Source organism: Bacteroides helcogenes P 36-108 (genome assembly GCF_000186225.1).
Taxonomy (GTDB): domain Bacteria; phylum Bacteroidota; class Bacteroidia; order Bacteroidales; family Bacteroidaceae; genus Bacteroides; species Bacteroides helcogenes.
Genome location: NC_014933.1, coordinates 2914727 through 2939696, shown reverse-complemented (window position 1 = coordinate 2939696; position 24970 = coordinate 2914727). Strand labels below are relative to the sequence as shown.

At 40.7% G+C, this 24970-nt stretch carries 26 protein-coding genes; all 26 read right to left on the bottom strand.

The features are described from left to right. Positions 1-287: 287 nt before the first annotated feature. Positions 288-926 (bottom strand): hypothetical protein, encoded by a 639-nt coding sequence (locus tag BACHE_RS12020; RefSeq protein WP_041579389.1) that lies wholly within the window; start codon positions 924-926, stop codon positions 288-290. A gap of 247 nt (positions 927-1173) precedes the next feature. Further along, positions 1174-1578, bottom strand: a complete 405-nt coding sequence (locus BACHE_RS12015; RefSeq protein WP_041579387.1) for a hypothetical protein — start codon at positions 1576-1578, stop codon at positions 1174-1176. Between the two features lie 276 nt (positions 1579-1854). Then, complete coding sequence (locus BACHE_RS12010) at positions 1855-2277, bottom strand: DUF5053 domain-containing protein (RefSeq protein WP_013547983.1); 423 nt, start codon at positions 2275-2277, stop codon at positions 1855-1857. Positions 2278-2562: 285 nt separating this feature from the next. Further along, on the bottom strand, positions 2563-4101 hold the full coding sequence (locus tag BACHE_RS12005) for an MAC/perforin domain-containing protein (RefSeq protein WP_187289271.1): 1539 nt from the start codon (positions 4099-4101) through the stop codon (positions 2563-2565). Positions 4102-4126: 25 nt separating this feature from the next. Then, positions 4127-5161 (bottom strand): MACPF domain-containing protein, encoded by a 1035-nt coding sequence (locus tag BACHE_RS12000; RefSeq protein WP_148229845.1) that lies wholly within the window; start codon positions 5159-5161, stop codon positions 4127-4129. 272 nt (positions 5162-5433) lie between these two features. Then, entirely contained in the window at positions 5434-5688 is a 255-nt protein-coding gene (locus BACHE_RS11995; protein ID WP_013547980.1) for a DUF5053 domain-containing protein, read from the bottom strand. A 56-nt stretch (positions 5689-5744) separates the two neighbouring features. Beyond that, on the bottom strand, positions 5745-5918 hold the full coding sequence (locus BACHE_RS17600) for a hypothetical protein (RefSeq protein WP_013547979.1): 174 nt from the start codon (positions 5916-5918) through the stop codon (positions 5745-5747). 139 nt (positions 5919-6057) lie between these two features. Beyond that, entirely contained in the window at positions 6058-7881 is a 1824-nt protein-coding gene (locus tag BACHE_RS11990) for a hypothetical protein (protein ID WP_013547978.1), read from the bottom strand. Beyond that, positions 7878-11627, bottom strand: coding sequence for a phage tail tape measure protein (locus BACHE_RS11985; protein WP_013547977.1), 3750 nt, complete (start codon positions 11625-11627; stop codon positions 7878-7880). The genes BACHE_RS11990 and BACHE_RS11985 overlap by 4 nt, the downstream gene beginning before the upstream one ends. Continuing rightward, the gene (locus BACHE_RS11980; protein WP_013547976.1) at positions 11614-12186 is read right to left on the bottom strand and encodes a hypothetical protein; all 573 of its coding nucleotides are present in this window, start codon (positions 12184-12186) and stop codon (positions 11614-11616) included. The genes BACHE_RS11985 and BACHE_RS11980 overlap by 14 nt, the downstream gene beginning before the upstream one ends. Before the next feature lie 64 nt (positions 12187-12250). Beyond that, complete coding sequence (locus BACHE_RS11975; protein WP_013547975.1) at positions 12251-12775, bottom strand: glycoside hydrolase family 108 protein; 525 nt, start codon at positions 12773-12775, stop codon at positions 12251-12253. 112 nt (positions 12776-12887) lie between these two features. After that, complete coding sequence (locus BACHE_RS11970) at positions 12888-13106, bottom strand: hypothetical protein (RefSeq protein ID WP_013547974.1); 219 nt, start codon at positions 13104-13106, stop codon at positions 12888-12890. Between the two features lie 7 nt (positions 13107-13113). Then, on the bottom strand, positions 13114-13395 hold the full coding sequence (locus tag BACHE_RS11965) for a hypothetical protein (protein WP_013547973.1): 282 nt from the start codon (positions 13393-13395) through the stop codon (positions 13114-13116). Positions 13396-13421: 26 nt separating this feature from the next. Continuing rightward, positions 13422-16709 carry a hypothetical protein gene (locus BACHE_RS11960; protein ID WP_013547972.1) on the bottom strand — a complete coding sequence of 1096 codons (3288 nt, stop codon included), beginning with the start codon at positions 16707-16709 and terminating at the stop codon, positions 13422-13424. Position 16710: 1 nt separating this feature from the next. Then, entirely contained in the window at positions 16711-17187 is a 477-nt protein-coding gene (locus BACHE_RS11955) for a hypothetical protein (protein WP_013547971.1), read from the bottom strand. Then, the gene (locus tag BACHE_RS11950) at positions 17184-17981 is read right to left on the bottom strand and encodes a hypothetical protein (RefSeq protein ID WP_013547970.1); all 798 of its coding nucleotides are present in this window, start codon (positions 17979-17981) and stop codon (positions 17184-17186) included. The genes BACHE_RS11955 and BACHE_RS11950 overlap by 4 nt, the downstream gene beginning before the upstream one ends. Then, the gene (locus BACHE_RS11945; protein WP_013547969.1) at positions 17978-19009 is read right to left on the bottom strand and encodes a DUF6712 family protein; all 1032 of its coding nucleotides are present in this window, start codon (positions 19007-19009) and stop codon (positions 17978-17980) included. The genes BACHE_RS11950 and BACHE_RS11945 overlap by 4 nt, the downstream gene beginning before the upstream one ends. Beyond that, entirely contained in the window at positions 19009-20364 is a 1356-nt protein-coding gene (locus BACHE_RS11940; RefSeq protein WP_013547968.1) for a hypothetical protein, read from the bottom strand. Before BACHE_RS11940 ends, BACHE_RS11945 begins: the two co-directional genes overlap by 1 nt. Further along, entirely contained in the window at positions 20364-20642 is a 279-nt protein-coding gene (locus tag BACHE_RS11935; protein WP_013547967.1) for a hypothetical protein, read from the bottom strand. The genes BACHE_RS11940 and BACHE_RS11935 overlap by 1 nt, the downstream gene beginning before the upstream one ends. Before the next feature lie 19 nt (positions 20643-20661). After that, the gene (locus tag BACHE_RS11930; protein ID WP_041579383.1) at positions 20662-21744 is read right to left on the bottom strand and encodes a hypothetical protein; all 1083 of its coding nucleotides are present in this window, start codon (positions 21742-21744) and stop codon (positions 20662-20664) included. Beyond that, positions 21732-22232: a hypothetical protein gene (locus tag BACHE_RS11925; protein ID WP_013547965.1), complete on the bottom strand. Its 501-nt coding sequence runs from the start codon at positions 22230-22232 to the stop codon at positions 21732-21734. The genes BACHE_RS11930 and BACHE_RS11925 overlap by 13 nt, the downstream gene beginning before the upstream one ends. Continuing rightward, on the bottom strand, positions 22216-22776 hold the full coding sequence (locus BACHE_RS11920) for a phage holin family protein (RefSeq protein WP_013547964.1): 561 nt from the start codon (positions 22774-22776) through the stop codon (positions 22216-22218). Before BACHE_RS11920 ends, BACHE_RS11925 begins: the two co-directional genes overlap by 17 nt. A gap of 165 nt (positions 22777-22941) precedes the next feature. Then, positions 22942-23532 carry a JAB domain-containing protein gene (locus BACHE_RS11915; protein ID WP_013547963.1) on the bottom strand — a complete coding sequence of 197 codons (591 nt, stop codon included), beginning with the start codon at positions 23530-23532 and terminating at the stop codon, positions 22942-22944. Positions 23533-23586: 54 nt separating this feature from the next. Further along, positions 23587-24084, bottom strand: coding sequence for a hypothetical protein (locus tag BACHE_RS11910; RefSeq protein WP_013547962.1), 498 nt, complete (start codon positions 24082-24084; stop codon positions 23587-23589). Between the two features lie 53 nt (positions 24085-24137). Further along, on the bottom strand, positions 24138-24530 hold the full coding sequence (locus BACHE_RS11905) for an ArdC-like ssDNA-binding domain-containing protein (RefSeq protein WP_013547961.1): 393 nt from the start codon (positions 24528-24530) through the stop codon (positions 24138-24140). Positions 24531-24563: 33 nt separating this feature from the next. Next, positions 24564-24761: a hypothetical protein gene (locus BACHE_RS17365; RefSeq protein WP_013547960.1), complete on the bottom strand. Its 198-nt coding sequence runs from the start codon at positions 24759-24761 to the stop codon at positions 24564-24566. Positions 24762-24970 lie beyond the last annotated feature (209 nt).

The following is a 24970-nucleotide window of genomic DNA, read 5'->3' as shown; positions in this document are numbered from 1 at the left end:
TATGATACCATTAGACATAAAAAATGCCAACGGCGAAAGTTGGCGAACAGTCTCGCCTTGTCAAAATGAAACGCACCACAAAGATGAGGGTTTATTTTGAAATGGCAAAAGAAAAGCGGAGATTTTTTGTTTCTCCGCTTCAACTTTTATCATCCTTTCAAATATTTATCTATTGTCTCAAAATCAAGGGGCACATCGACCAGATTTAGCATTTTTTGCACTTATTCGAAAATAGCTTAATAGCATTTTGTAAGCAACAAAGTTATGTAAACTATACCACTATGATATTATTCAGAACCAAAAACAAAGTCAGCGATAGCCTGTGATTCAGAAATATCTAAATTATCTATCATTTTTTTTTCCAATGGCATATCTACTATATAAAATGTTGCATTATCTAATGAGTATTTAATTGAACCTTCATATTTTAACATGTTGCGATAATCGGAACCATCATGCTTTAATTTTGCGGCATCCTTTAAATCTGTTTTAAAATAATCGAATAATGCCATTTTTATGTCATAATCAGATATTTTTGCTGGAATTAAAAGTTCTCCTTCAAAAAACATTTCATACAAAGAGTCATTGTGATAGCTACAATCTATCACAAATTTGAATGTGTTATCTTTATACATGTGTGTTAAATACCAATTCTCCGTATCGTATTTGATTAATTCATTTTCAACTGCAACAAATAGTTTATTAGTCACCATTTCCTTTGAATCTCCAAAACGTATATCTAAGAAGATTTTTTTATTTGATGTGCTTTCTAAACAAGCCAAACTGTCATTATAGTGTTGATAAGTTAGGAACTCATCTATATTCATAAAAGAGTTTTTATCTGAAATCTTTTCTCCTTTTTTATTTGTATTACATGAGGTGATACAAATAAATATTAAAAGTAGGTGTAAAATTTTATTTCCCATAATATTAATATTTTGATAAATGAACATTATACATTAACAATGCAATAATTAAAAATAAAACTCGTTTCATATTCAATTATTTATAGTATTTTTGCCAAAAATAAAGTTGTCATGAAATATACTGATAAAGATATACAGAAGGCTATAGAGCTTTCACAATATGCAGCCGATAAATGCTCTGAATTAGAGGACTACTCTATAGAGATGGAAGAACAGTTGTCTCGTTTGCAACGGAAATGCAGTTTAATCAGAACATTGCAGATAACCACTCCCATAAGTTTGCTAATCGGCCTTTTGTTAGGACTCCTAATATAAAACCCACCGCTCCCCAAACAGCGTTGGCAATATTGATATAGTTTCCCCACAATGTCGTTTTCTTTATCCTACTATCCAGTTCGTTTTCTTTTTCCTTCATTTCCAAATATTTGGCAAATCCCATTTTTGCAGCTTTCTTACCTTCGCGGGTCAAACAAATAGATTCAGTTTTTCCTCGTGCAGTAGAAATTAATCCTTCTGAATCTATTTCCGTTATAGCTTGCGTTATACGTTCCATATTATAACCTTTTTTTCGAAAGTTGTCTTTAATATCCTTAGGATGAATAATGGTTTGTTCTGATATATATGTTAAAATGAAATCTTCCAATGAATTCATATCTAAAAAATCAATTCCTTATGCCGCGCGCCCACCGGAACCACCCGGAACCCGATTGAGTACGGGTTGCACGGCATAAGGAATTGAAACGTTTGGTTTATATTGGGCATTGCAAAGGTCGGAATAAGTTACCAAATGACAAAAAGAAAGGTGGAACTTTTTTAGAGTTCCACCCCAAAATTATAAGTCTTTGAAAAGTGCTAAATCAATACAGAGACTATTCTTAATTCGTAAAAAGGGCGGAGTACCGGAATCCGCTCTTAGTGTGTTAATGATTCACTTGATGCTTAATATAGTGTCCGATAACTTGTTCTTTATATCCGTAAGTGTCAATTTAAGTATTTCCAATTCATCCTCAGAAAAGGCACATGTTTTCCCATTCACTTGATTGCCATTGATACGTTGGGCTAACCAGCTACGATCTTTCTGAAAATACTGTTTCGATATGTAAGATAAAGACAACACATCATATAAATCTCCCAACTGGTTACGAACATCCACATCCATACGTTTTTTGCGTTCTCGTGCTTGTCTCATCTCCTGGAGTAAGAACTGTCCGGCCTCCTTACGTTGTTCTGCCGGAATATCTGCATTCAACTGACGCCAAATGTTATCAAATTCCTCACTTCCTTCCTTGGTTCGAAGCAGATGAAACTTGCCTACCAATTCTTTGATTCTTCCTTCAATCTGTTTGTCCATATATCTGTTTTTTTAAGAAGATGCTGATAAGGTTGATAAATGGGAACCTCTAAAGAGGCTCCCAAATTTTCATTCTTCTCTGAGTTCGTCAGCTATCATCAAGATAGTACTGAATAACTCGTCGTAGAATTCCGATTCTGAAAAAATAATTCCATCTTCGAGAATTTCTTTTTCGTATCGGATGAGGAATCTTAAGTAATCATATCTTTATGATTTTAAAAATTATCAAATAAACTTTGGAATTTCAATGGATTTTCTAATCTATTTTTTATTATTATTCATTAGTTACTTTTTACTTGTAATTTTTATTTTGAACCATAATGTTTTGTCATTTGGATTTTTAGGATGTAATTTATGATCAGTACTACATAAATATTGTCCAGTACTTACATGTTTCAGCATATAAGTATCTTTTTGATTTACCACACTTTCTATATCCCATAATTGATCACTTGCGCCATCATTAAAAAAAGGTAATGTTGCTTGTCCAATGGCCAAAGCCATATCTCTACCATCATTTACTTTTATTCCTATTCGATAATACTCCCCATAGGGATAAAAAGTCCAGCGTACACGCCATGCTCCTGAAGTGTTTATTTCCCAAGGATTACGATTATCTATCGGTAGCCTATTTAAATAAGCTGGATGGGAAGAATGTGCTTCCCAACTATAATCAATATCATAAGCTACAAGTAAATAGTTCTTGCTATCTGTCGCTAAATTATAATATATGACTCCTTCCTCATAATCGAATGTTGGTGTAGAAAGCATATTTACCTTTTGTTTTTCACAATATCTTATGATTGCATCTTCTATCTCTTTTTTCTTTGTTGTGTTCCCAATAAAATCACTAAGGAGGCAGATCTCTGTAGTATTATTGCCAATACCTATAATTTGCTCTGCTGATTGAGTAACACTATTCATCCAATCAGTATAATTAAAAGAAATGTTTCCTAACTGCCCTGTAAATGGATCAAAAGAGATCTTTTGATCTATTGCAGACGTTCCACCATAAGTCTTTATCGATATTTTTACATCCTTAAAGTTATTAAACCGTTTCTGCGCTTCGGTAGTCCCTGTCCCAGCAGACAATTGATTTATGAACAAATCTGCCTCATTTTTAAAGGCTTTTTGATTTGATATTGATGTCATTTTAGCATTAAAAATAGTACTACTCACACCCCCCAATAAGATATCAGTTAGTACATGTGTACCATATTTGGCTACCATTTGATCACCCGTATAAGTTGCTAAATTATCCAAAAATTCATCTGTTAAGAAATATTTCAAATATGATGGAGAAACTTCTGACATAGTCAATTTACGTGTTGCTTTTTGTATATTGGCTCTATAGAAACAATATGCGTTACTGAATCTGGAAGAATCGCTATAGTAACTTTTTAGATCTGCTGTGAATAATTTTAAGCCAAATGCATTGATATTAGATTTCACATTATACCTATTATGCTGACCTTGACTATATTCATTTAAATCAGCTCCCCATTCAGCTTCAACTTCACCACCTCCATGAAGCAATGCAATATTAATATTGCCTGGTGACATTATTTTCTCCACTCTGGTAATAGGATCTCTTCCCTGTCCCGATAAAAAGCGATCAATATCAATTATTCTTGCTTTTCCATAGCGAGATCCCTTAAAAACACTAAATGTACAATCGTAACCATACCCTAATAAGTCGTATTTTCCATCTCCTGCCGATCTGGTAGAAATAAGACCAAGATTAGAGTTAATTATTTCATCATTGCAACTACTAAATAAAAATAACGATAAAAAAACGCATGATAAAAAATAAATTGTTTTCATAATGATAATTTTAAAGTTAATAAAATTAATTACAGTATCTAATAATAGCATCTTCAATCTCTTTCTTTTTTGAGACATCCATAATGAAGTCACTTAATAATAAGATTTTTTTTATACTACCTATATCTACAATTTGTTCGTTATTAAGGTTTATGTTTTGAAGCCATTTCTGAAATCCAACTATTTGATTATCTTTAATTTCTATATCTGATTGATTGCCTCCTGTCATGTGAATATTGCAAATAATGCTATCACAATTGGGGAAGTATCTATTTCCATTAGCCGAATAGGAAGAGTTATAAAAATGGTTATAATATAAATTCATACTTTTCACCATTTCTTTTTCGTCGCCCTTAGAAGATAATTTGGCGATTGCTGATACTGAAATCCAACCACCTAACGTTATATCCGTGAGTACATGGGTTCCGTAAATTCTCACAATATCATCAGCAGACTTGCTATATAGATCTTTAATAAAACTATCAGAAAGGAAATAGCATAGATATTCAGGATATACTTCAGGGAGGGTGAGAATGCAGGTAGGCCTAAAATATTCATATGTAAAAAAAATATTTCCTGTGCTTTTATTATTAAAACTATTGGTGACAGTTCTAAAAAGTTTTAGTTGTATATTTCCAATAGATGTTTTTACTCCGCTAATTTCCATAAGATCCTTGACATGTTTATCAAGTGTTGCACTGATAAGAGAATGAGAGTAGCCACTTTGATGTAATATTGCTTTATTTATTTCCAATAGAGGAAAGCTCATAGAGAGATGTTTTATATAATCATATCCTTCTCCATTCAATAGCCGCTTCACATCAATTATCCTATTTCTTATGTAGTCATTTCCTTTTATAAGGCTGAATTTGCAGTCATAGCCACATCCAAGCAGGGAGGATGATGAATCCATTTTTTTTGTTAATGTGGTATCAATTCTAAAATACATGTCTGGGTAGTGATTATATTCAGGAGGAATAACCGGGGGATAATCCTTATTATGACTACATCCGAATATAAGGAAACAAGTTATGAATATATGATAAAATCTGTGTTTCATAATTAGGTAATTATGATAAAAAAATCAATTCTTTATGCCGTGCGCCAACCGGAACCACCCAGAATCCAATTTCCTACGGGTTGCACGACATAAGGAATTGAAATATTTGGCAATACAAAAATCAACATAATTTGCTAAATAACAAAAGAAAAGCAGAAGTTTTGAGAAAAAAATCTCGCTTTCTCCATAAATAAAGAAAGCGAGATTGAAATTGCACCCGAAGGCTGGCGGGTGACTTTTTGTTCAAATCGGGGGATATGTGTCCCGCAGCCTTAAATATTGTCAGCAGCACGGCGCAAGCGGTCTGCCAAATCACACAAAGCTCCACGCATTTGTTCTTTTTCCTTTTCTGAGAATTCTCCTTTGCCACCGTTTCCGTCTATGCCATCCAGTTTATGGTAAAGCCATGAACTGGACTTTCCAAAATAGTTGCGGGCTATTTCCCGCCATGACACTATCATCAGGACATCTTGAAGCTTTTGCTTCATTGTCATCTCAGCCTGAGGCGTTACAATCATTGTTTCCATATCTTCTATATTTTTATGGGTAATTGTGCCCACCCCCGAAAGGGTAGGCTTTCTTTTTAATCTCTTGGTAAATCCACCAGTTTGTCAAATAGTTCTTGACAATACCAAAGCAACTGCGGATAGCCATTGGGGAAAGAATTCTGATAATTTCTTATACACCGTATCAATTCCTCTTCCTCTTTGGTCAGCTTCAGTCTTTGTTGTGAAGCTCTCAATCTCTTTTTTCTCATATCACTTATTTTTTGAACATGACAAAGATACTACGAAAAAACGTATTAGACAAACTTTACTACGAAAATTTGTAGTTAAATATTCTGTAAAATTATTCTAATGGAAGAATACTCTTTCAGCATACCAAGGAAAGTCTATTTATTCTATCCGATAGAATGTGCCTTCTAAAATCGGATCCATCCCGTCCATTGTTACTTTTGCCTTGATTTTCCTGCATATGTATTTTTTGTTCCTGATAATATATATGTGCGTGGCTTTGGGAATATAGGATTTATGAAAGTCAATATGATACTCAAGATTCGAACGCATGGTGTCACCAATACCCAACCTGCTTCCTATACAGTCAACTGACGAGAGCCTTAATGACAATGATTTGGTCAATCCCGTAATCAAATGGCTGTCTTTTTGGGCACAATCCGTGTACATGTAATTCATCAGGTATTCATAGACTCCCCATTTACCTTTATTGGTATGTACCTGTTTATAGCCGTCATTATATGCAAGATTGATGTGCTTTATGACATTTTTCTCATTCCTGGTATCTTCTTGCAAGCAAGTCTGGAGGTTAATTTCCTTATCTTCATTTTCTCTTTTTTCCTCAGTGATATAAGGTAAATTCATCAATATCTTGTAATTCTCTGTCGTGTAAGTGGCCTCCGGTGACCATTCCGAGACATGATACAGATATTTCTTCATCTTCACCGGACAAATGGACAGTCTCAATTCACTTTGAGAATCCTCCGTTTTATCCTTGCCATTCCACAGGTTTACCTCTTTGAGTTCATACCTGCCATATTTCCCATATCCCGGATACGGGTCATATCCATCCCCGTTATCCCATGCTATATAATTGCGTCCATCGTCCGTTTTGTACAATTCATTATATTTTTTGGCATCCCCCAGTCCCTGAAAGGTGTATTCCAGATCCTCTTTAGAAGCGAAGAACTTTTTATCTGCCGCCTTGACAAGTTCCTCATCGAGCATGTCTAAATTGTCCGCATTTTCCATATCATACTTAACAATTGCCGCTTTAATATCATTTTCCTCTGCTTCTTCATTAACATCCACATCGTATTTACGGACAATGTCATCTATGTATTCAGACTGTCCATTTTTATAATAGTCTGACAGACTTACAAATCTGATTTCCTTTTTACTCTCATCAATTACGGCATAGGCCACAAAGAATATCTCAAGCTGCTTGATCAATTCCGTGTAAGTCCAATGAGGCAGATAATGCTTGAGATTAACCTGTTTTTGGGATGTTTTATTATCCATGACATAGGCACGGCATACATATAATCCCTGATATACCGCATTGTCATTGAAAATATCTTCATTCAGCACATAACCAATATTTCTAAAAACCTCACTCATCAAAAAGCGGAAATAAGGCATGGGAGAACATTCGTCATATTTGATCCGAATGCTGTTCCTGGATGAATCACCTCTGTCTGAACGGTTGTAATATACCTGATTTTTCAAATTGTTATCCTTATCAAGATAAGGTAAATAAACGAAATGCGTTTGGCTTTCGTCCCCAAGGTATTTGTCCCTGTCCGCTTCGGGTATTTCCGTATATGTTTTTGATTTGACCGGTACATCAACCGTACATATCATATCTTCAGCATCTATGTACTTGTTGCTATATACCATGTTCAGATGTGCATTGCCCGATGCCATCTGAACCTTTACCGACCTTTCGGTTACAGAAATGACGACTGCGCTGCCTCGCATGACTACACGTCCATTTATTCTGATCTCCATCTTATAAAATGTACGGGTCTTTTTAACATCCACCATATTTATATGCCCGAAAATCCCAAAGTTAGCCGGTAATGGCAGTTCTATATCATAGGAATAATCCGATACCCCCTTAAAATAAGGATTCTCGAAAACAAGATCTATGTCAAAGCCTTCCATTAATCGTGCGGCTTTGTCATTTATATAAATTTCTGTCATCTGGAAACATTTTTTATTAATTTATCATACTCTTTCTGGGCCCGGTTGATGCCTCCCTTTCCTGTAATATATGTTTCTGCCAGAAGCGGATCATCCAAACGGACCTTGAGTTTACGTAAAACGTGTATGCATTCAATAAGCACTGCCATCATCGCAGGATCATTGGTGGTAGTTGTGGCATTGACATTGCCCGTTTTGACAGGAACATTATGCATAACCTTTCCGGATCCTGCCACGGCTGCTATATCATCCGCCGTCAGATTACCTACGTTGCCAGAACGCTGAGCCACATCAATTACATCAAAAATAGGGCGCAAATTAGGATTTCCCACAGCAAAACGGTTTGCCACGAATTCATTGCTATGCACAATACCTTGCGGCTGGTCCCAATTGCCGGGACCGGTATAACCACCCGCATAGAAGTTACCTATGGCAGACTTAATTCCTGCAAATGCCGCTTTGATAGCAAGTATCTTTCCTATGCTTGCAAATATCCCCAGTGGGTTGAGAATAAACTCAGCGATTGTCACACTGCCGACCGCTGCTATCATCTCTTTCTCAATAAAGTCCAAGAACATGTTAAGAGTATTGCGCAGTGCATCACGCATACCCTCCTGGTCACCGGTCAACAGTTCACCCATAGCCGTACCAAGCTCTATTGATATATCCTCCAGCATTAGTTTTAGAGCCTCAAGTTTCTCTTTAAGTGCTTTTTGTAATCCATCAACATACTTGCACATCGAAGAATATTCAGGATCTTTCTCATCCATCTTTGCCAATTCTGCCTCTGCTGCGGATAGGGAAGTCATCATCTCCCGGAAAAAACTTTTCTGATCAAGTGGATTACCCTTTTTGGCCTTGTAAGCATTCAAGAGTGTATCGGATAATTTCTGATCATATTTATCTTTGATTTCTTTTTTATCTACCCTCAGCAGTTTCTCTCTTTTCTTGGCGTATTTATTTTGAATCTCCAATAGTCTTTGTTGATATTCCACCTCATTGATCAGTTTTTGTTCTAAACCGAACTTGAGAGTCTCAATCTCTTCGGTTTCTTTTTCTTTCAAAGCCTGAACCTCTTTATCATAAGCCTTTTTTGCAAATTCATCCGTATCAGCAAATATTTCACGCAATTTCTGTGAAAGTTTTAACCGTATATCCAATATCCTATTCTCAATCTGTTGACGTTTGGATTCTTCAATCCCTATCACTGCCAATTTTTCATTGAGGCACTTGATCTCGGCATCAAGCATTTTCTTATCATATTCCGATTGAGTCATCCGTTCATCATTCAAATATTCCTTCTTTATGGAAGCAATCCTTTCTCCGTGTCTGATTTCGATATTTTCCAACTCTTTATTCACGCGTTTTTTCTTCTCAGACTCTTTTTCAATATCCCCATTTCCGTTTGTGTCATTTTTCTTAGGAGCTATTCCTGTCACAACCACTTCCGGCAATTTATTTGTTTGTCCCACTCCCGGAACGAATACAGCCAGTTCTTCTTTCACCTTATTAATGCGTGCAACCTCTTTAATAACTGTATCTGCATATGCTGTGATTCCCTTGCGAAGATTATCTTCAAAGTCCTTGTTACCACCGTATAACTGACGAATTTTCTGTGCCAAAGCTATTGAAATCTGTTGAGCAGTCTGCCCTTTATTAATTGCCAGATTTACCGCCTTTTCAATTTTCTGCGTAATATCGTTGGTCAAATTAGAAGGAAACAAATTGGAGAGCGTGCTTCGAACCTTGTTCATTTTGTCTATTTTCTTGTCCAGCATATCACGACTGATCTCTTCTGTTTTTTCATCCAAAACTTTTTGTGCAATATTGGCTTGCATGGCAATATTAATTTCTTGATAAGCTTGTTTAATATCTTCGAGTGTAGAATACTCGTTCAGTAGGTTTGTCAGATATTTGCCATATTTCATATTGATTTCGTCAATCAGTTCCCTACGGCGTTTTGTCCCATCTCCGGCACGCTGTGCTGCATCAATCAACTTGTTTAGTTCTGAACGTTCGGTAACAAGCTGCTTTTGATAATCACTTACGGCTTTCTCTGCTTCAGTCGTCTGCATAGCAACTTTGTATATAGCAACTGCCACAGCAGCTATGGCAGCAGCTATAGCAACATAAAAATTGGTAGATACAGTAGCGTTGAATGCAAGCATGGCCACACGAGCAGCTTTCAGATTGCCTGTTAATACAGCCTTGGCAGCAGCGAATAAATAAGCGACCGCTGTAGCTGTTTTCTGCAAGGCTATAGATTTTGACATATTCCCGGAAAAGAGAACTAATATTTTATTAGCACCCGTTAGATTGCCGGCAACATTTGCTGTAGCCGCAGCATATGCAATTTTAAGTGTTGTCGCTATGGTTGTCACTTTATTGAGAGCTGTTTGATACAAAGCCCACATTTTGAGACAGCCTATATAGGCAACTACAGGAATAAGGAGAGCTATAATTGATGCCCCCCATTTCTGTAGCCATTCTATCAATCCTGGTAGAATTTTGATGAGTTTTGTCATCATATTGGTGCTGACAGCCAAGGCCGGGTTCAGTTTTTCCCCTAACTCAATGGCGGCCTGTTTCATCTTATTGCGGGCTTGTTCCAGTTTTGCCTGGGCCGTATTACTGTTAATGGCAGATTGCTCATATGCAACATTGGTATCAGTAACGGCTTTCGTGTAATCCTTTACCATTTCTGTGTTTTGCAAGATTACAGAAGCCGTGTTATATCCTTCTTCACCGAACATCTTCTTGATCGCACCGGCATCCATCTTTTTATTTTTCAGATTTTCCAATGCTTTATCCAATCCGACTATTTTAGGATTTGTTTCATCTGCTCCTGTTTGCAATACCAGAAAGAATTTCTTCAGTCCTGTACCCGCTACTTCATCTTTGATACCCCGATAGGCGAGTGTTTCAATCAAGCCGACAGTTTGTTCTATGGGAACATTAGCTGAAGCGGCAGCCGTACCCGCATTCCGTATAGCCTTTGCCTGACTGGCAATATTGGCAGATCCTGCCTGGGATCCGGCAGCCAATACATTGGCAAACTTTCCGGCCTGATCAGCCGCAGCCCCATACTGGTTGAGTGATAAGGTGAGGGAATCCACAGCCTCATTCAGTGTTATGTCCTTAGCTGCCGCCTGTAACCGCATAGCTTCCTCAGTGACCTGCTTCAATGCCTCTTTATCTCCAAGCAGTTCAGGTTTTGCTGAACCGACCAACATGAATGCATCAAGGATTTCAGCGGCAGACTGGCGGACACGCAATCCCTCCTTTGTCATTGTAGTGGAAAGAGTCTTCGCCTGTTCCGTTAACCAGGAGATATTCTCGTCATCAAGTCCTGTTAAGGCTTTTAATCCGGCTTGTGATTCTTCAAGCTTGTTGCGTTCGTTACGGATAGAGCGCAACGCCAGACTAACGCCTGTAAGCAATCCTACAACCGAAAGAATTATACCGCCAAAGCGATTGAACCAATCAACCATTTTTCCAACACTTAATGTGGCCTTTTGGGTTTCGGAGGTTATGCCTTTAATTTCTTGCCGGTGTTGTTTCAGAATACCCTGAAGATGCTTTATCTTCGCCATAGTACGATTGTATTCTTCTGAACCAATAGTCATAGTCTTTAGCTGCTGCGTTAACTGTCGGCATTCTTTTTCTATGTGATTGATATCATTGACGACTTCTTTACCGTCAATATACAGATAAATACCTCTTTTCTCCGATTTACTTTTTGCCATATTTCTGGATTTTTAATTTATCGAACGTGTCAAGTATCTTTTTGAAGGCCTTGTCCCCATAATACTCCCCTGAGATATCAGCCAGTTCGGTAATGTGTCTGTTAATTACTCCGTCTATGAAATCAACAGGTTTACGAAGCACTGTGAAAGTACCCAATTCAGCCCTGTACTTTTGTTTTTTAAGTTCTGCATCAGAATAGCCTTTTTTTACCAGTGCAGCCTTCATATCTTCATTTCGCCACTTTCTTTTTTTCTTGTTATAAAGATTATAACCTCTGGTTACCACACCATTGATACGAGTATATCCACGGCCTACACCATAGTGTACAAATACTCCGTATTGTTTGAATTTGAATGCAATACGGTCTATTTCATTTTCAGTACCTCCTTCAGCATATCTCATTTTTTTTTCCAGACTTCGGTTTAGCTCACTTGTTCCGTTAGTCTTAAGATGAAGGATATCTACTGATGTATTTATGATGGAATCCATCCAGGTACTCACATTCTTTTTAAACTCTGATGCGCGAACCAGTTTATCCTGATTTGTATTTTTCTCCATAAAAAAGCCTTTAGTTTCGAGAACAAAACTAAAGGCTGAAAGAATGTAAGAAAAGGACAAGAATTCAACGAACTGAAAACTTGAAATCATTGATCCTGTTGAGCCATCCCTTACGGAATATCAACTGTGACGGGTCACGCTCACATAAATTTTCTATAAAAGAGATACGTTCTGCCTTGATTCTTTCAAACAGTTGTCTTTGATTTGCCAAGTTAATACTGGCTATCGTTTGGGAACCAACGATACCATCCGTTTTGATCTGCAGAAGTTGTTGTACACCTGTAATACCAGGGCGTCCGGATGCCCATACCCAATCTACACAAATATTAGCTACAGACTGATTGTGTATGAAGTCAGCCCTATAACGGTCCCAATAGAATTTTTTGAAAATATAAAATACATCTTCAGGGGTAATTAACCTCAGATCATTTTCATCAATACCACCATCACCGTCCTTATCATAGCCACAAGATTTCCAAGTGGCAAGAGTGATCCCCATATTGGTCTTACCACCTTTATCATTTTTGTGATCACTCCATCCGCCTTCCCATTTACGAATTATTTTAAATAAAATTTCCGCTTTTGCCATACTTTCAATCAGATATTAAGTGTTATATTTTAGATGAATTAATAATCCATCTAAATCTCACGTGTTAAAAGTCATGCGCCCGCCTTGCTGTGAAAGCAGGGCGGGTTTTATTTCATTCCATGACAAGCAAAGTCTCTATCTTTTTCTTTATCTCAGCCATGTTTCCAGGCATACTGACACTCATGTTGAAATATCCATCGCCTATACTCGCACTGCCGACTACATTGTCATTGTCAACAATGTTGTAGCTGATACTTGTCACTTCTTCCGTCTGCTTGCCACCACCTCCATAATTGCGGGTGACCGTTTCGTTCACTTTTACTAATTCCATAATATTCTTATTTTTTTAAGTTATTAATAATATCATCCAAGACAGGAAACAGAACCTCATGCACAACTGCACCGAAGGCTTGTTCGACATAAACTCTCAAGGCGGAAGCACTTTTTGAATCCAGCTCCAGGCTCCCGGTTTTGTACAGCCTCCGGGCCATTTCTAACTCACCAAGGTCTTTTGTCTCATTATAGATATAGTTGGCAAGACCTTGATAGTCCATGTCAACCTTTTCCATACTACCGTCAATCTTCTTGACCGTCACTGTTCTAAAATCAATTTTCTTCATTATTACATTATTTATCAGTTATTATTTTAAGAATCCGTCCACCAGGAGCACATGGCCTGCCAATATGCACCGTCATAGACAAGTCTTGCAATGTTGAAGCCGGGAATATAAATCTCTGTGCGGTAATCCTGGTTACAACGGATCGACTTGCCATTACCTCTGATGCCCACACCCCCACCGCTGTCTTTCTTTATATAAATCACCTTTCCGGGTGTGGGCGAGGCAGGCAGGGTAATATTTATATGCGAGCTATTGGTACACGTAATCCAGGTATCATCATTGCTACACGTATAAAAGCTGCTTGTCCGTACTGCCTTTACGCTCAAGCCGCCGATACGGGTAGAGCCGATGAAATCAATAAGCTCACCGGTACGGGCGGTAAATATGCAGTTACCGTAGCTTTCGATGGCTTTGCCACCCGTCTGGGCAATAGTCATCAGACACTTTCCGGCAGTATCTTGCGTATAGATATATATACCCGTGACACCATCGGCACGGACAGACATCAATTTTGCCGTCTCGTCGTTTATCCTTAAAAAACGTGTGCCACTGGGCTCTACGAGAATTTTGGCTCCGGCAGCCTGTGTTATTTTCAGGGCATTACCTTCAATAGCCCATCCGCCAATCTTTGCACCGGTAGTTACGGTCAGATTCCCTGTAGTAATGGAAAGTGCGGCAATTTTCTCCGCAGTGACAACAGCAGACTGGACGGAACTGACGTTTATCTTATCGGCCGTTATGCTGCCCGCCTTGAGTTTGTCAGCCGTTATGCTGCCGGCCATTATCCTGTCACCGGTTATACTGCCTACCATTATCTTATCGGCCGTTATGGAACCTGCCCTGATCAGGGTAGTCTTAATATAGTCGCCGTCGATGATGGTAGTCTTTAGCTGGTCGGTATATCCCTTCGCGCCATTGAGAGCGTTGTTTGCTTTATTGCTCGCATCGGAAGCAGCGGCAGAGATGGCGGCACTCTTGGCACTGTTAGCCTTCGTTGTGGCATCGGAAGAAGCCGCACTGATGGCCTCACTCTTGGCCGCAGCCACCTGAGCAGGAGTAGCCTTCCCGTTGATGACAGCTTGTGCAGAGGTGTCAAACGACGAGAAAGTCACCATGCCGGCAAGAGATATTTTCTTGCCAAGCATGGATATGCCACCGGTGTCTATTGTAAACTGAGATTTGATTTCATCAACAGTTGGACGTTGACTTAGATCGGGAACAGGAGCATCGACAGCGGTCAGTATATCAAGCTTCTGGGAATACTGCCCGCTGCTCCATGTATATGCCGAAGTATGCAGGCTGATATTAGTGTCCGTAGCGCCTTCGGCCATCACGTGATACATGGAGCCGCCACGAACATAGATGTATTCCAAGCTTCCATATGTCAACTGGCCGATACTGCCCGCAGGCAATACACTGCAATGGGCATAGGTGTAGTCAAGTATTATCCTCTGAACACCGATGGTTCCCCATCCCGAAGCGTTCGTCCTCCACCGGCATAATACACTGAAACCACCCGGATGCGTGCTCCATGAGGGCTTACCACGGTTGACGTCCAATACACGGTCAACCGTAATGGTGTACATGGGTATGCCGACACTTAGATTTATCGTCACTGGATAATATTTGCTCTGATCCAATCCCCTGGCGTCAATCCAGACTTCCGTACGCTTGGCGGCACTGGCCGCAATTGCCTCTGTCTGGCTTTTCACAGTAAGTTTTATGGCATCGGGAGTTATTTTTGCTTCCGCTGACTGAAGGCGGCTGTGAATACCGTTGACTGTGGACTGGTCAGCCTTCAACCGGATGGAGTTTTCTGTCTGTGTTATGCGGCTCTCACAGGAGGAAACACGTGTACCCAGCGAGTTGAAATCACTCTTTGACACCTTGAGATCGATCTTCCCATTAATGACACTTATCTCCGAATTGGTATATGATTTAGCGACCTCCAACGCGGCATTCGCTTTATTGGCCGCGCTCTGATCCGCGTAGAGTTTTGTTTCATTGACGGCTGCCTTGATTTTGCCGGGAACTGCAGAAAGTTCCGTTCTGATGACTGCAACAGACCGGGCAGACGCATCGGCAGAATCCCTGGCAGCATCACTCTGCCTTTTAATTTCCTCCAAAGCACCATCCACCGTCTTACCCGACAGAAGACGGAAAACTCCCTTCAGATAAACATTCCTGCCGTAAAGACCTGAACCGGACAACGGGCCGAAGTCATCATCCGTAATACCGGTAAGGTTGCCCGTACGGGTAACAAGCTTACCGGAAAGGCTATATGAGTTGATGCCGGCATAATCGTCACGATAGGGAGCGTCAACACCCACCGCGCAATCTATCTGCGCTTTCTGCCGTGCGGTATTGCTCCTGTTGCCTAATACCGCTACATCGTCGCCTGCTTCCGGAATTGCACTTCCTGCCTCACAGTCTGTTTTTGATAAATTAAAATAGCCCGCCCCGGCAGAGGTCACAAGCCGCCAGTAACGCTTCATCTTCGTGCCCGTAAACACTTGGCATAGCACTTGGTCATTGGCTACGAAATCATCGGTACTGTCATGCTCACAACGCCAATAGCTGCCGCCATCGGTAACCTTGGTAATCTTGCCGCCGGCAGCCGAACGGATAGCCATGCCACCCTGATGGACCACCTTCTGAACCATGAGCTCGAATACCGTAAATACCTTGCGCACGGTGAGCATATCCAACTCGCCATGCCATAGCCCTGCATCATCCTTCCAAACTTTAAAGCCCTCGCCCAGAAAGCCCGATACGAACTTATTCGAAGATATGTATTCATGGATGATCTGGTGCATGATGTCGGCGGTTTGCTCCACAGTCAGGTCATGCGTCCTGGAAAGAGCCTGTACGACGGAATTCAGGGAATGAACAGTGCCTTTTGCCAAAACGTCCGTACCGGTGGAGATATTACCCTCCGAGTCCAATGAGCCGACAGACGCAGCCCCGGAAACGCTCAGGGCTTTCACCTCAGCCATGACCAAAGCCTTCAATATCTGGAGCGTGGCGATGCCATCCGAAGTGATGGAGCCCTTGTCACCAACAGAGATACCGTCCAATGCCTTCAGCAATCCCTCTACAGTAAGGTTACCGCCTATTTCCAAAGAGTGATCGGTGCGGTCATTCTTGTCTTTACGAAGGAAAACTGTCTCCAGTTCTTTCCGAGACAACTGAGATATCAGGTTTAGAATACCTATCAATGTCCGTCCTACACGTTCCCCGCTATTCTCCCCTTCCAAAGTGGCATATCGTATTTTCCGGGCTAATTCTTTAAGTATGTCAATTGTATCTGCCATGTTACAAGAATTTTTTGTGACAGTTAAATGCTTTGTAAGGAATAGATAACCGGATGGAAGCCGCCACTCCATAAAGCTGGTTGTCATTATTCACTATATAGTCAGCTTCCACATCTTCAAGGGAGAAAGTCAACCATTGTCTCATTTTCTTCTTATCTTCAAGTATCCGGTTCAGAACTTCGTCAAGAAGACGTTCGCATTTGTCAAGGGCATGTTCTATCTGCACATAATCTGAGGTATCGGATACATGTTCAAGAATGAGCAGCAAATAATCCCGTTCCTTCTGGTATGTTCCCGGACCGCCGCTATAACCGAAACCAGACCCGCGGTCAATAATGACTGCAGGATAATGGAGTATACTGTCTATTGAAGTATGTTTCTCCCGTTCCGATGAAAGGAAATGTATCTCATTATTTTCATTATGGCGTATATCGACATGCCTTTCCGCCAGTTTTTCTATGTATTCTGGAAATGTCATTTCTTCTGTTTTTGAGCATCACGAATTCTTTTATTCAGCAGGCGGAATGCCGTTGTTACGGGCATTGCCTGATATTTTTCCATTACGGCCACATCATCACCGACAAATGCGTCGAAGATCTCAAGCCAGTTGACCGAAGAGGAAACGGTTTTATTTTTCTTCCCTTTCGGTGATTCTGCTTCACCGTTCAACGGGAACAGGAAAGGGAATGCTTTGGAGAGCCATCTTTTTACAAAAACATAATTCAGGAATATAGCATACTTTACGTGCTTGTCAATCTTAGCCACTTCTTGCACGCGTTTTTGCAGAATCAACGGCCTCCATTTACTAAATAAGCTGTTTTTCCCATTTGACGGTAGGACAATGTATTCATTGTTTTTCATATACAACATTGACACAAAAGTGTCCAATGAAACATCCCTGCCGTTACTTGCATAACGGTTGAAAGCTGTGTCCACATGCATGAAATGTTCGAGACACATTCCTTTCAGGCGTTCTCCCGGCGCTTTCAATCCTTTCACTTGAGGCAGGATAAAATGATCCATCCGTGTGCGACAGTCACTGATAAACCCTATCAGTTCACTCAGGTGATATATATAATAATCATCAAATCTTGCATTGGAAGGTAAAGAATAAAATTCCCTAATAAATTCAAAGTCATTGATTTCCTGCAAATAAAACCGTGACACAAGCAAGAACTGACAAGGTGAGAGTTCCGCCCATGTCTGTGGAACCAGGCGTATGATTTCGTGTCTGATGCAGAAGTTTCTATATGATATACGGAGGTGTTTCATGTCCAAAAAGTATGTTTATGGTCATTATCCCGATCAAATATCCGTCTGGGATCACCGACATAGAATTCGGAGAAACACTCATTGACAATCCGAAGCAAAGCTGTCATGTACATATCGGCATCCGCTTTCAGGTTCTGTATCTGTACGGCTATGCGTTCCGCCTCGACCGGTTCTCTGCGTTCATTGCCTTTTTCACCCGGTTGTACAGTGGTAAAATATAATCCCCGATCAGTGATACTGCCGGTTTCCATCAGTAAACGTCTGACCGCCATTGCCACAATGTAACGGGCGCATGAAATGCGCAACCTTTCCACATTTCTGCAAAGTTCCACATCATTAGGAGTATCAGCCAAAAAGGTAATCATCCGTCTGTATAGCCCTTCACCGATAGCCGGTTGCAACAGCATCTCCTCCACAAACTTCAAATGCGGTTGCAAGCGGAGGAAAATGATACGGCTGCCATTAATGAAGCAAACATCATTAACATCGGCCGTATTGCGGACAATGGAAGATTTCCGATCCAGATAAGCCTTTGAATGAGCAAAATACGGATATTCCCCAATATGTACGTACAAGAATTCCAGCAGTTCATCCAAAGCATTGAAACCTTTATTCCGGAAGGACATGCGAAGGTTATCCTCCTGGTATTTATATACTTGTTGAAAATCATCCTCCTTAGATTTCTGACGCTGAAATCCCGCATCTGTAATCCGGACACTGATTTCATCGAAATCATTCCAGAATGCCAGATTCGCATTTGCTCTTTGGCAAAGTTCAAGCAGCCGTGCATCCAGCTTCTCCCGTCCGTCGGCTTTCTCATGGTCTTTTTCCAATGTACCGGGAACCGGGAGGGCTTTATATATTTCTACCACTTTTTCCGCCATTGTTTCGCCCAATAGAGGGAATAAGAATTGCCGGAAGGCATTCCTAAGCGGTGCTTCCATCATCTCGAACGAGATGGCGGTATTAACTTTCATCAGTGCCTTTAGTTCAGCACCCTTATTCCATTTTTCTGCACTGAATATCATTAGCTTATTTTTTTTTGTGTACCACTACCGCTATCAAGAGTCACCAAGATCGTATTACGAAATCGCAGTTCACATTCCGGCATGCCGTTCATTTTGATGTAAAGTTCAACAGGATCCAGGATGTTTTGCCTGTCAATCCATGCGTTGGCAATATTAACCAGAAAGGCCTCACGAATATTGGAACCTCCTTGGTTTCCCGCATAAGTACCGCCTGGCATACCGGCTCCCAAAACATTCGGATTGACCATCAAGGCAAACAGTATTTCAGAGTTAGCTGCTGCCGATACCGGAAGGTTGTCGCTACCTTGGTATTTGTTCTCAAGCGGTTTGATTTTCCACTCCTCCTCAATTCTACCGTTCATTTCATTAACCGCATAATGTGAGAAAATTGGTTTCTCCGCATTCTCCGGTCCGCACAGATTCATTTCCATTGAATCCATATACTTTTGAATGGCTGCTTCGCGATCTTTCGGGGAAAAATCCTTGGACGGATATTTCTTCTCCCAAAAGCTATATGGTATCTGCACATGCCACTTCCAAGTGATCTGATTCTTGTAGGCTTTTTTCAAAAAGGAAGGTATGAGATGTGCTATCTCCACCCATCCGCAAACGTAGGCCGGCCACCAGACCGGCATGCCATACAGGTCATCATTGCTCCAACTATCCCGTACCGGCATGATAAAGCCATTCTTCATCGTACCGGCGAACTTCAGTGTCTCGGCATGCATCTGCGGATCATATTCAGACAGTACATCCAGTACCGTGTATTGCCCTCTATCGGGACGTTGCGGCCAATAACCGGAGACAATGCACTTGCATGCCCCATACTCATCTATTTCGGAATACCGGCGATAAAGAGCATTGACCGGATTGATCCCCGCAAAGGATTTTCCGGTTGCGGAAGGAACGAACTGAACGGCCCCATTGCCGAACTTCAGATAATCGCGCAATGTTTTCTCCATGTAGCGCCTCACAATGCGTGACGCAACGAAGGAGTGTACCCGACTATCCGCTACAGGTTTCAGAATTTCGTTGCCATCATCATCATAGCCATTCACTGTACAAGGATAAATTCCTTGGCCAAGTGTCAAATTACGGAGAAATTTCAGGCCGGTATTGAGCACGCTGGTATTCCCGATTTCCTCGGCCGCTTTTTGCGGGAAGTCATTACTTTCACCCCAAGGTCGTACTTTTACCCCACCGATATCAATATAAGTGACATTCGACAAGCTATTCGGCGCCAGAATCCTGGAACGTTCTTTCATTTCATTCTGTGGCATTCCCGTCGTTTCACCAAAGATATAGGTGGAATGCATTAGCAACGGTATGCCTTTCGGATTAAAGAGTATGTTCATTAGAACGTGATTTTCATTTTGTTATATTCCATAATCAGGTCGATATCGACGGGGTAGGGATGTCCTTCGGGATTTCCGTTACAGTCACATGGCTGCACACCACGAAGTTGGTACTCTTTCATGTTCATACGTCCAGCACCACAAGCATAAGCTTGGGGAATGAAGTAGAGCTTTCCTTCCTTGCTGACGAATTTTATTGAAAAGAGACGTCGATGCCCGTGCTCATCCGTTCGGATATCCATATCGGCCAAAGCTAAATTTCTGCGTATTGTTTCCATTGTATATTAATTAATCATGTCATTCGAACGTTCTGTCAAATGTGTAATCGAAAATTCCACCTCCAAATGAATACCTGTTAAACACCTGGTGTTTCCTGTTTGCAGGAGAGAATGTGAAATTTACGTTCACCCTTTGATTGCCCATCCTGGTGTGAGTAAAATCAATATCCTTTATATAAATCTCCATTGGGAGCGAAGGAGTATCATACCAGCACTGTACCGGCGAGGTCAGCATGTCTATCACCGCCTTGTATTTATTTTCGTCAAGATATCCGGTATTGACGGTGCGCAGATCATTGAAAAACGGACGATACCTCCTTCTGCGCTTCATCATATCCGCCATATCCCCTTCCAGCTCTGGGCTATGCTGTACCAGCCCTGAAAAAGCGACCGATTCCGGAAGGCCAAATACGTTGTAATACAGGAACTGATGCATTTCACGGTGATCTTGTCTGTCAATAACATACCTTACAAGATCGGCCAATGCCCCATTGGTAATACGCGCATCATAGGATATGATCTTTTCGTAATGAATATCTGACAAACTGCTTATTTTGACCAGACTCATATTGTATGCTACCATGCGGTTGGATTCAGGAAGTGACAGCCGGACAGTTTTCTTGATACTGACACCGGATTCCAGATAAATAATATCCAAGAATACTCTTGTCTTTTCAGAGACAAAGAATGAAAGGTAATCAATGCTGTTTTGCCTTATGTATTTGATTTTATATCGGGAATAGAATATGAAATCTGTCAATGGTTCAAAAGAAACACGATATCTTGAGTAGAACACATATAAAGTATAATCGACGCTCGATTGATTGTCTGAAAAGTTCAGACGTACCATTATGGGAGGCAAGGAGATCCTTTCGTCATTCCCACCGAGTTCCGGATGGATGAAATATTCATTGATTATGTCACTTGGATCGCAAATAGTGACGGCATTACCAGTATCAGGATAATATATTTCCGAAAGTGCCTCCTGCCCGTTAACCGTCATCCTAACATTCAGTTTTTCCCGAATCTCCGTAATACGGATATCTTCCATATCGGATGAAAAACAATACGCATTATTGATAAGGTTGACTACCATTTCCATAAATCTTTAGAGATTCCTACCACCAGGGATTTATTATAGAAATCATACCCCGTCCTGAACACCCATGATTTGTGCCGGTAGCCTGCGGTCAGTAAATACCATGAATGGCTGATATCCATGCCCAATACCAGTGCATTGTCATGAATGACAGGTTGCCTGTAATCCAGGATAACCCTACGTTCAAGTAATGAATTGCGGGATATTACGTCAGCCAGTTCCACATGCAGATAAGGGCGCTCAATGACTGTATCAAGATAATGTCTTTCAGAGAAATAATCGGTCAATATAGCGGCCGTATCTATTTCTGAAGGAACCTCCCGGATAATCACTTCCGGCTGTGGAATATCAGCATATATCGTATCATGTATGCGGATGGTTTCGGGCATACGTACAATACTTCGGGAACGTGAGCCGTACCAATAACCGCACCATGCGGAGGTTAATGCTATAACAGCACAACACAACAAATATTTAGCGTCCTGTTTCATCGACTTTCCTTTTTAATCTGTCAGTAATTGCCATCCATAAAGCTTTGACCTTCTTAATCAAGGCATCTTTCGGTTTTCCGTCAATAACCGCCAGGTTTTCCAATATGCTTGTGACATGTTCCACACAGAACCATGTCATGACAAATACCTTGACTATGGAAAAGAAGAGAGTGGAAAGCATCATAACAATATTCTCCTCCTTATCAGACCTGCTTTCCAAATAGAATGAATGGATGATGTAAATGATGATCAGCCAGATGCATAATTTAATAATACAACGGGAAAAGCGGAACGATTCAAATCCTATACCTTGCGCCCTGCTTGCCCGGATTCCCGTCCACATTTCCGATACAATCGCCACGAGCATGGCCGTTGCCAGAAAAGGGGTGATTCCTATCCATTCACTGATTACTGCCGTTACGGCACTAAGGGATATTGCCGGAAATTGCAGGTTGTATTTAAAACTGGGAGCTAAGGAAAGAAAAAATTCTTTCAGGGAATCGTACCCATAAGTGCCGATAAATCTTGTAATAATACGTATCATATATATTTTTTGCCACAAAGATAAAATCTCCCCATCCGCTGTCATAGGACAAAAAATCCCCTCCGTGGTTGAAGGAACGGAAAACAAAAAATACCTCTTTACACCCTCTGCCGTTTGTGAGTGTGCGAGCAAACGGCAGAGGGTGCTCCCCCAGCACCCGTCTGCCTATAAAAGCCCCTCATCGCCAAAGCTATAATAAGTATCGCCAGCTATTATAATATGATCTATCAACCTAATATCAAACAGCTCACCCGCCTTTTTCACTCTCTCCGTTATATGCTTATCGTCCCTGCTGGGCTGTTTATTACCACTCGGATGGTTATGTACGACAATGAACTGCGTTGCGGATGCTTCCACCAATATACGCATTATCAGCCTTACATCTGCCGCCGTCTGACTTATTCCACCGACTGATACCCGTACTTTCTTAATCAGTCGTGAAGCATTGTTTAAAGCCAGTACCCAAAGTTCCTCGTTCGGCAAATCCCACAGAAACGGCTGCATCAGCGCATGAATATCCAAACTACAACGGATGATACCCTGCCCGTTATATTTGCTTTGCTGACGCTTGTATAATTCAATGGCGGCAGTAGCCACTTTTTTACGCCCAGGCGTCAAAGAAGAAAGTAGATTATTCAGGTCATATTCCCCATTACGCTGTTCCGTCTCGGTAACAATTTTCTTATTGTTGGTTATTTCGTAAATGAGTTCGTTATCGCTCATGTAGCGGCAAGCACTATCAAACAAAGTTTCCATACATTCATTTTTTATCAGAGACAGCCCGCCCGAAAGCGGGCTATCTCATACTTATTACTCACTGATTAAAAGCTGCTCCAACTCTTCGATTTTCGACTGGATTTTCTTTTTCATAAACTTGGTAAATTCCTCCAATAAAAAGCGGTTGGAAATAGTAAAGATGTCGCTATTGTTGCCGTAGCTCGAAGCTTCCACAAACCGCAATTTATAAAGGGGCGTTTCAAAGGAATTTTCTTCTTTTAATTTTCCTGTCGCTTCATCCAACTTATCCATAGCGTTGATGAATGCAGTACGTTGGCGGGAAATCTCTTTTTTCCTTTCGAGTTCGGCCAAACATTTCTCCAATTCTTTCGTTTTACGGTTTATTTCCTCTTGCAATTTGGCCGCTTCATCCTTTTTTGCACTTTTCTTACCTTTGGCCGGTGTATCGGTCGGCTTTTCCTCTTTCACGGGTTGTTCTTTTGGAGCCTCTTTTTCCGCCTTACCCGCTTCTTTCATTGTCTCTACTGCTTTAACTACTTCTTCACCGATTGTTTTTACTTCTTTTTCCATGTCTTTAAAATTTAAAAAATTAATAATTAATGATTTATATAATAGAGATTAATCTATTCATTGGATTTGTGCACTTGGCTTTCCGCAAAAAGATAGCACAACGGAAAAAAATCCTCTTTCGCTTCTTCTTCCTTACCCTGCATTTTCTGTTCCTCAATACGTTGCTTTTCCGATTTCGACACAATGGGCTTCCCCCATATCAACAGCGCCTTTTCACCTTTGCGGACACTATAACCTGTCTCTTTCCACTCCTTAAAAGTCTTTAGGTTGGTATATCCTTTACAAGCGTAGTAAAACCGTAACAGACCGTTTACTGTGTCGTCCTCGTTTCCCATGTATTCGCCCAATTCCCTACGGGCGACCAAAGACTGCGATAATGTTTTTAGCTGCTGTCTTTTCAGAAGACGCGCCTCATGTTCTTTTTTCCCGTCTCTTTCCTTTTTCATAATTCTATGAGTTAAAATTTACGTATTAAAATATTATGCCTCAATGATTACATAGTCCTCTACCGTCTGAAAATAGGGGTCAGCCGTTGAAAGCAGTTCCCACTTTTTGCCGTTTGCATCCCGAAAAAGAATACTTAGTTCCCTGATGCCGTCAAACTTCTTGAGTACCCTGTACCCTTTGAAATACTTGTTCAAAACCTCGATAGCCTGTTTGTAAGTGAATGTTTTCATAATGCTGCAAATTTTATGTTGAACCTTGAGCTTCCGGGTGTGAGCCTTATCTAATTGGCTGTTTCCCTGATTGGAGCTTTTTTTTTCTGCGTCGCCTGTCGCTACGCGGTATGTTTCGCCTTTTTTACGCTGCATCAAAAGGTGTTGTAAGGAGCAAGAGCAAGTTTTTCAGAAAACCGAAGGCCTGAATACGACCCAACGGGTGGAGA

Bases quoted from the DNA above. Each gene is read 5' to 3' on its own strand.
- BACHE_RS11960 (WP_013547972.1), bottom strand. From the start codon at position 16,709: ATGGCAGATACAATTGACATACTTAAAGAATTAGCCCGGAAAATACGA.
- BACHE_RS11950 (WP_013547970.1), bottom strand. From the start codon at position 17,981: ATGAAACACCTCCGTATATCATATAGAAACTTCTGCATCAGACACGAA.
- BACHE_RS11905 (WP_013547961.1), bottom strand. From the start codon at position 24,530: ATGAAAAAGGAAAGAGACGGGAAAAAAGAACATGAGGCGCGTCTTCTG.
- BACHE_RS11970 (WP_013547974.1), bottom strand. From the start codon at position 13,106: ATGGAATTAGTAAAAGTGAACGAAACGGTCACCCGCAATTATGGAGGT.
- BACHE_RS12020 (WP_041579389.1), bottom strand. From the start codon at position 926: ATGGGAAATAAAATTTTACACCTACTTTTAATATTTATTTGTATCACC.
- BACHE_RS11955 (WP_013547971.1), bottom strand. From the start codon at position 17,187: ATGACATTTCCAGAATACATAGAAAAACTGGCGGAAAGGCATGTCGAT.
- BACHE_RS11920 (WP_013547964.1), bottom strand. From the start codon at position 22,776: ATGATACGTATTATTACAAGATTTATCGGCACTTATGGGTACGATTCC.
- BACHE_RS12015 (WP_041579387.1), bottom strand. From the start codon at position 1,578: ATGAATTCATTGGAAGATTTCATTTTAACATATATATCAGAACAAACC.
- BACHE_RS11990 (WP_013547978.1), bottom strand. From the start codon at position 7,881: ATGACAGAAATTTATATAAATGACAAAGCCGCACGATTAATGGAAGGC.
- BACHE_RS12005 (WP_187289271.1), bottom strand. From the start codon at position 4,101: ATGAAAACAATTTATTTTTTATCATGCGTTTTTTTATCGTTATTTTTA.
- BACHE_RS17600 (WP_013547979.1), bottom strand. From the start codon at position 5,918: ATGAGAAAAAAGAGATTGAGAGCTTCACAACAAAGACTGAAGCTGACC.
- BACHE_RS11975 (WP_013547975.1), bottom strand. From the start codon at position 12,775: ATGGCAAAAGCGGAAATTTTATTTAAAATAATTCGTAAATGGGAAGGC.
- BACHE_RS11940 (WP_013547968.1), bottom strand. From the start codon at position 20,364: ATGAACATACTCTTTAATCCGAAAGGCATACCGTTGCTAATGCATTCC.
- BACHE_RS11980 (WP_013547976.1), bottom strand. From the start codon at position 12,186: ATGGAGAAAAATACAAATCAGGATAAACTGGTTCGCGCATCAGAGTTT.
- BACHE_RS11910 (WP_013547962.1), bottom strand. From the start codon at position 24,084: ATGGAAAAAGAAGTAAAAACAATCGGTGAAGAAGTAGTTAAAGCAGTA.
- BACHE_RS17365 (WP_013547960.1), bottom strand. From the start codon at position 24,761: ATGAAAACATTCACTTACAAACAGGCTATCGAGGTTTTGAACAAGTAT.
- BACHE_RS11995 (WP_013547980.1), bottom strand. From the start codon at position 5,688: ATGGAAACAATGATTGTAACGCCTCAGGCTGAGATGACAATGAAGCAA.
- BACHE_RS11985 (WP_013547977.1), bottom strand. From the start codon at position 11,627: ATGGCAAAAAGTAAATCGGAGAAAAGAGGTATTTATCTGTATATTGAC.
- BACHE_RS12000 (WP_148229845.1), bottom strand. From the start codon at position 5,161: ATGAAACACAGATTTTATCATATATTCATAACTTGTTTCCTTATATTC.
- BACHE_RS11930 (WP_041579383.1), bottom strand. From the start codon at position 21,744: ATGGAAATGGTAGTCAACCTTATCAATAATGCGTATTGTTTTTCATCC.
- BACHE_RS11915 (WP_013547963.1), bottom strand. From the start codon at position 23,532: ATGGAAACTTTGTTTGATAGTGCTTGCCGCTACATGAGCGATAACGAA.
- BACHE_RS11965 (WP_013547973.1), bottom strand. From the start codon at position 13,395: ATGAAGAAAATTGATTTTAGAACAGTGACGGTCAAGAAGATTGACGGT.
- BACHE_RS11945 (WP_013547969.1), bottom strand. From the start codon at position 19,009: ATGATATTCAGTGCAGAAAAATGGAATAAGGGTGCTGAACTAAAGGCA.
- BACHE_RS12010 (WP_013547983.1), bottom strand. From the start codon at position 2,277: ATGGACAAACAGATTGAAGGAAGAATCAAAGAATTGGTAGGCAAGTTT.
- BACHE_RS11935 (WP_013547967.1), bottom strand. From the start codon at position 20,642: ATGGAAACAATACGCAGAAATTTAGCTTTGGCCGATATGGATATCCGA.
- BACHE_RS11925 (WP_013547965.1), bottom strand. From the start codon at position 22,232: ATGAAACAGGACGCTAAATATTTGTTGTGTTGTGCTGTTATAGCATTA.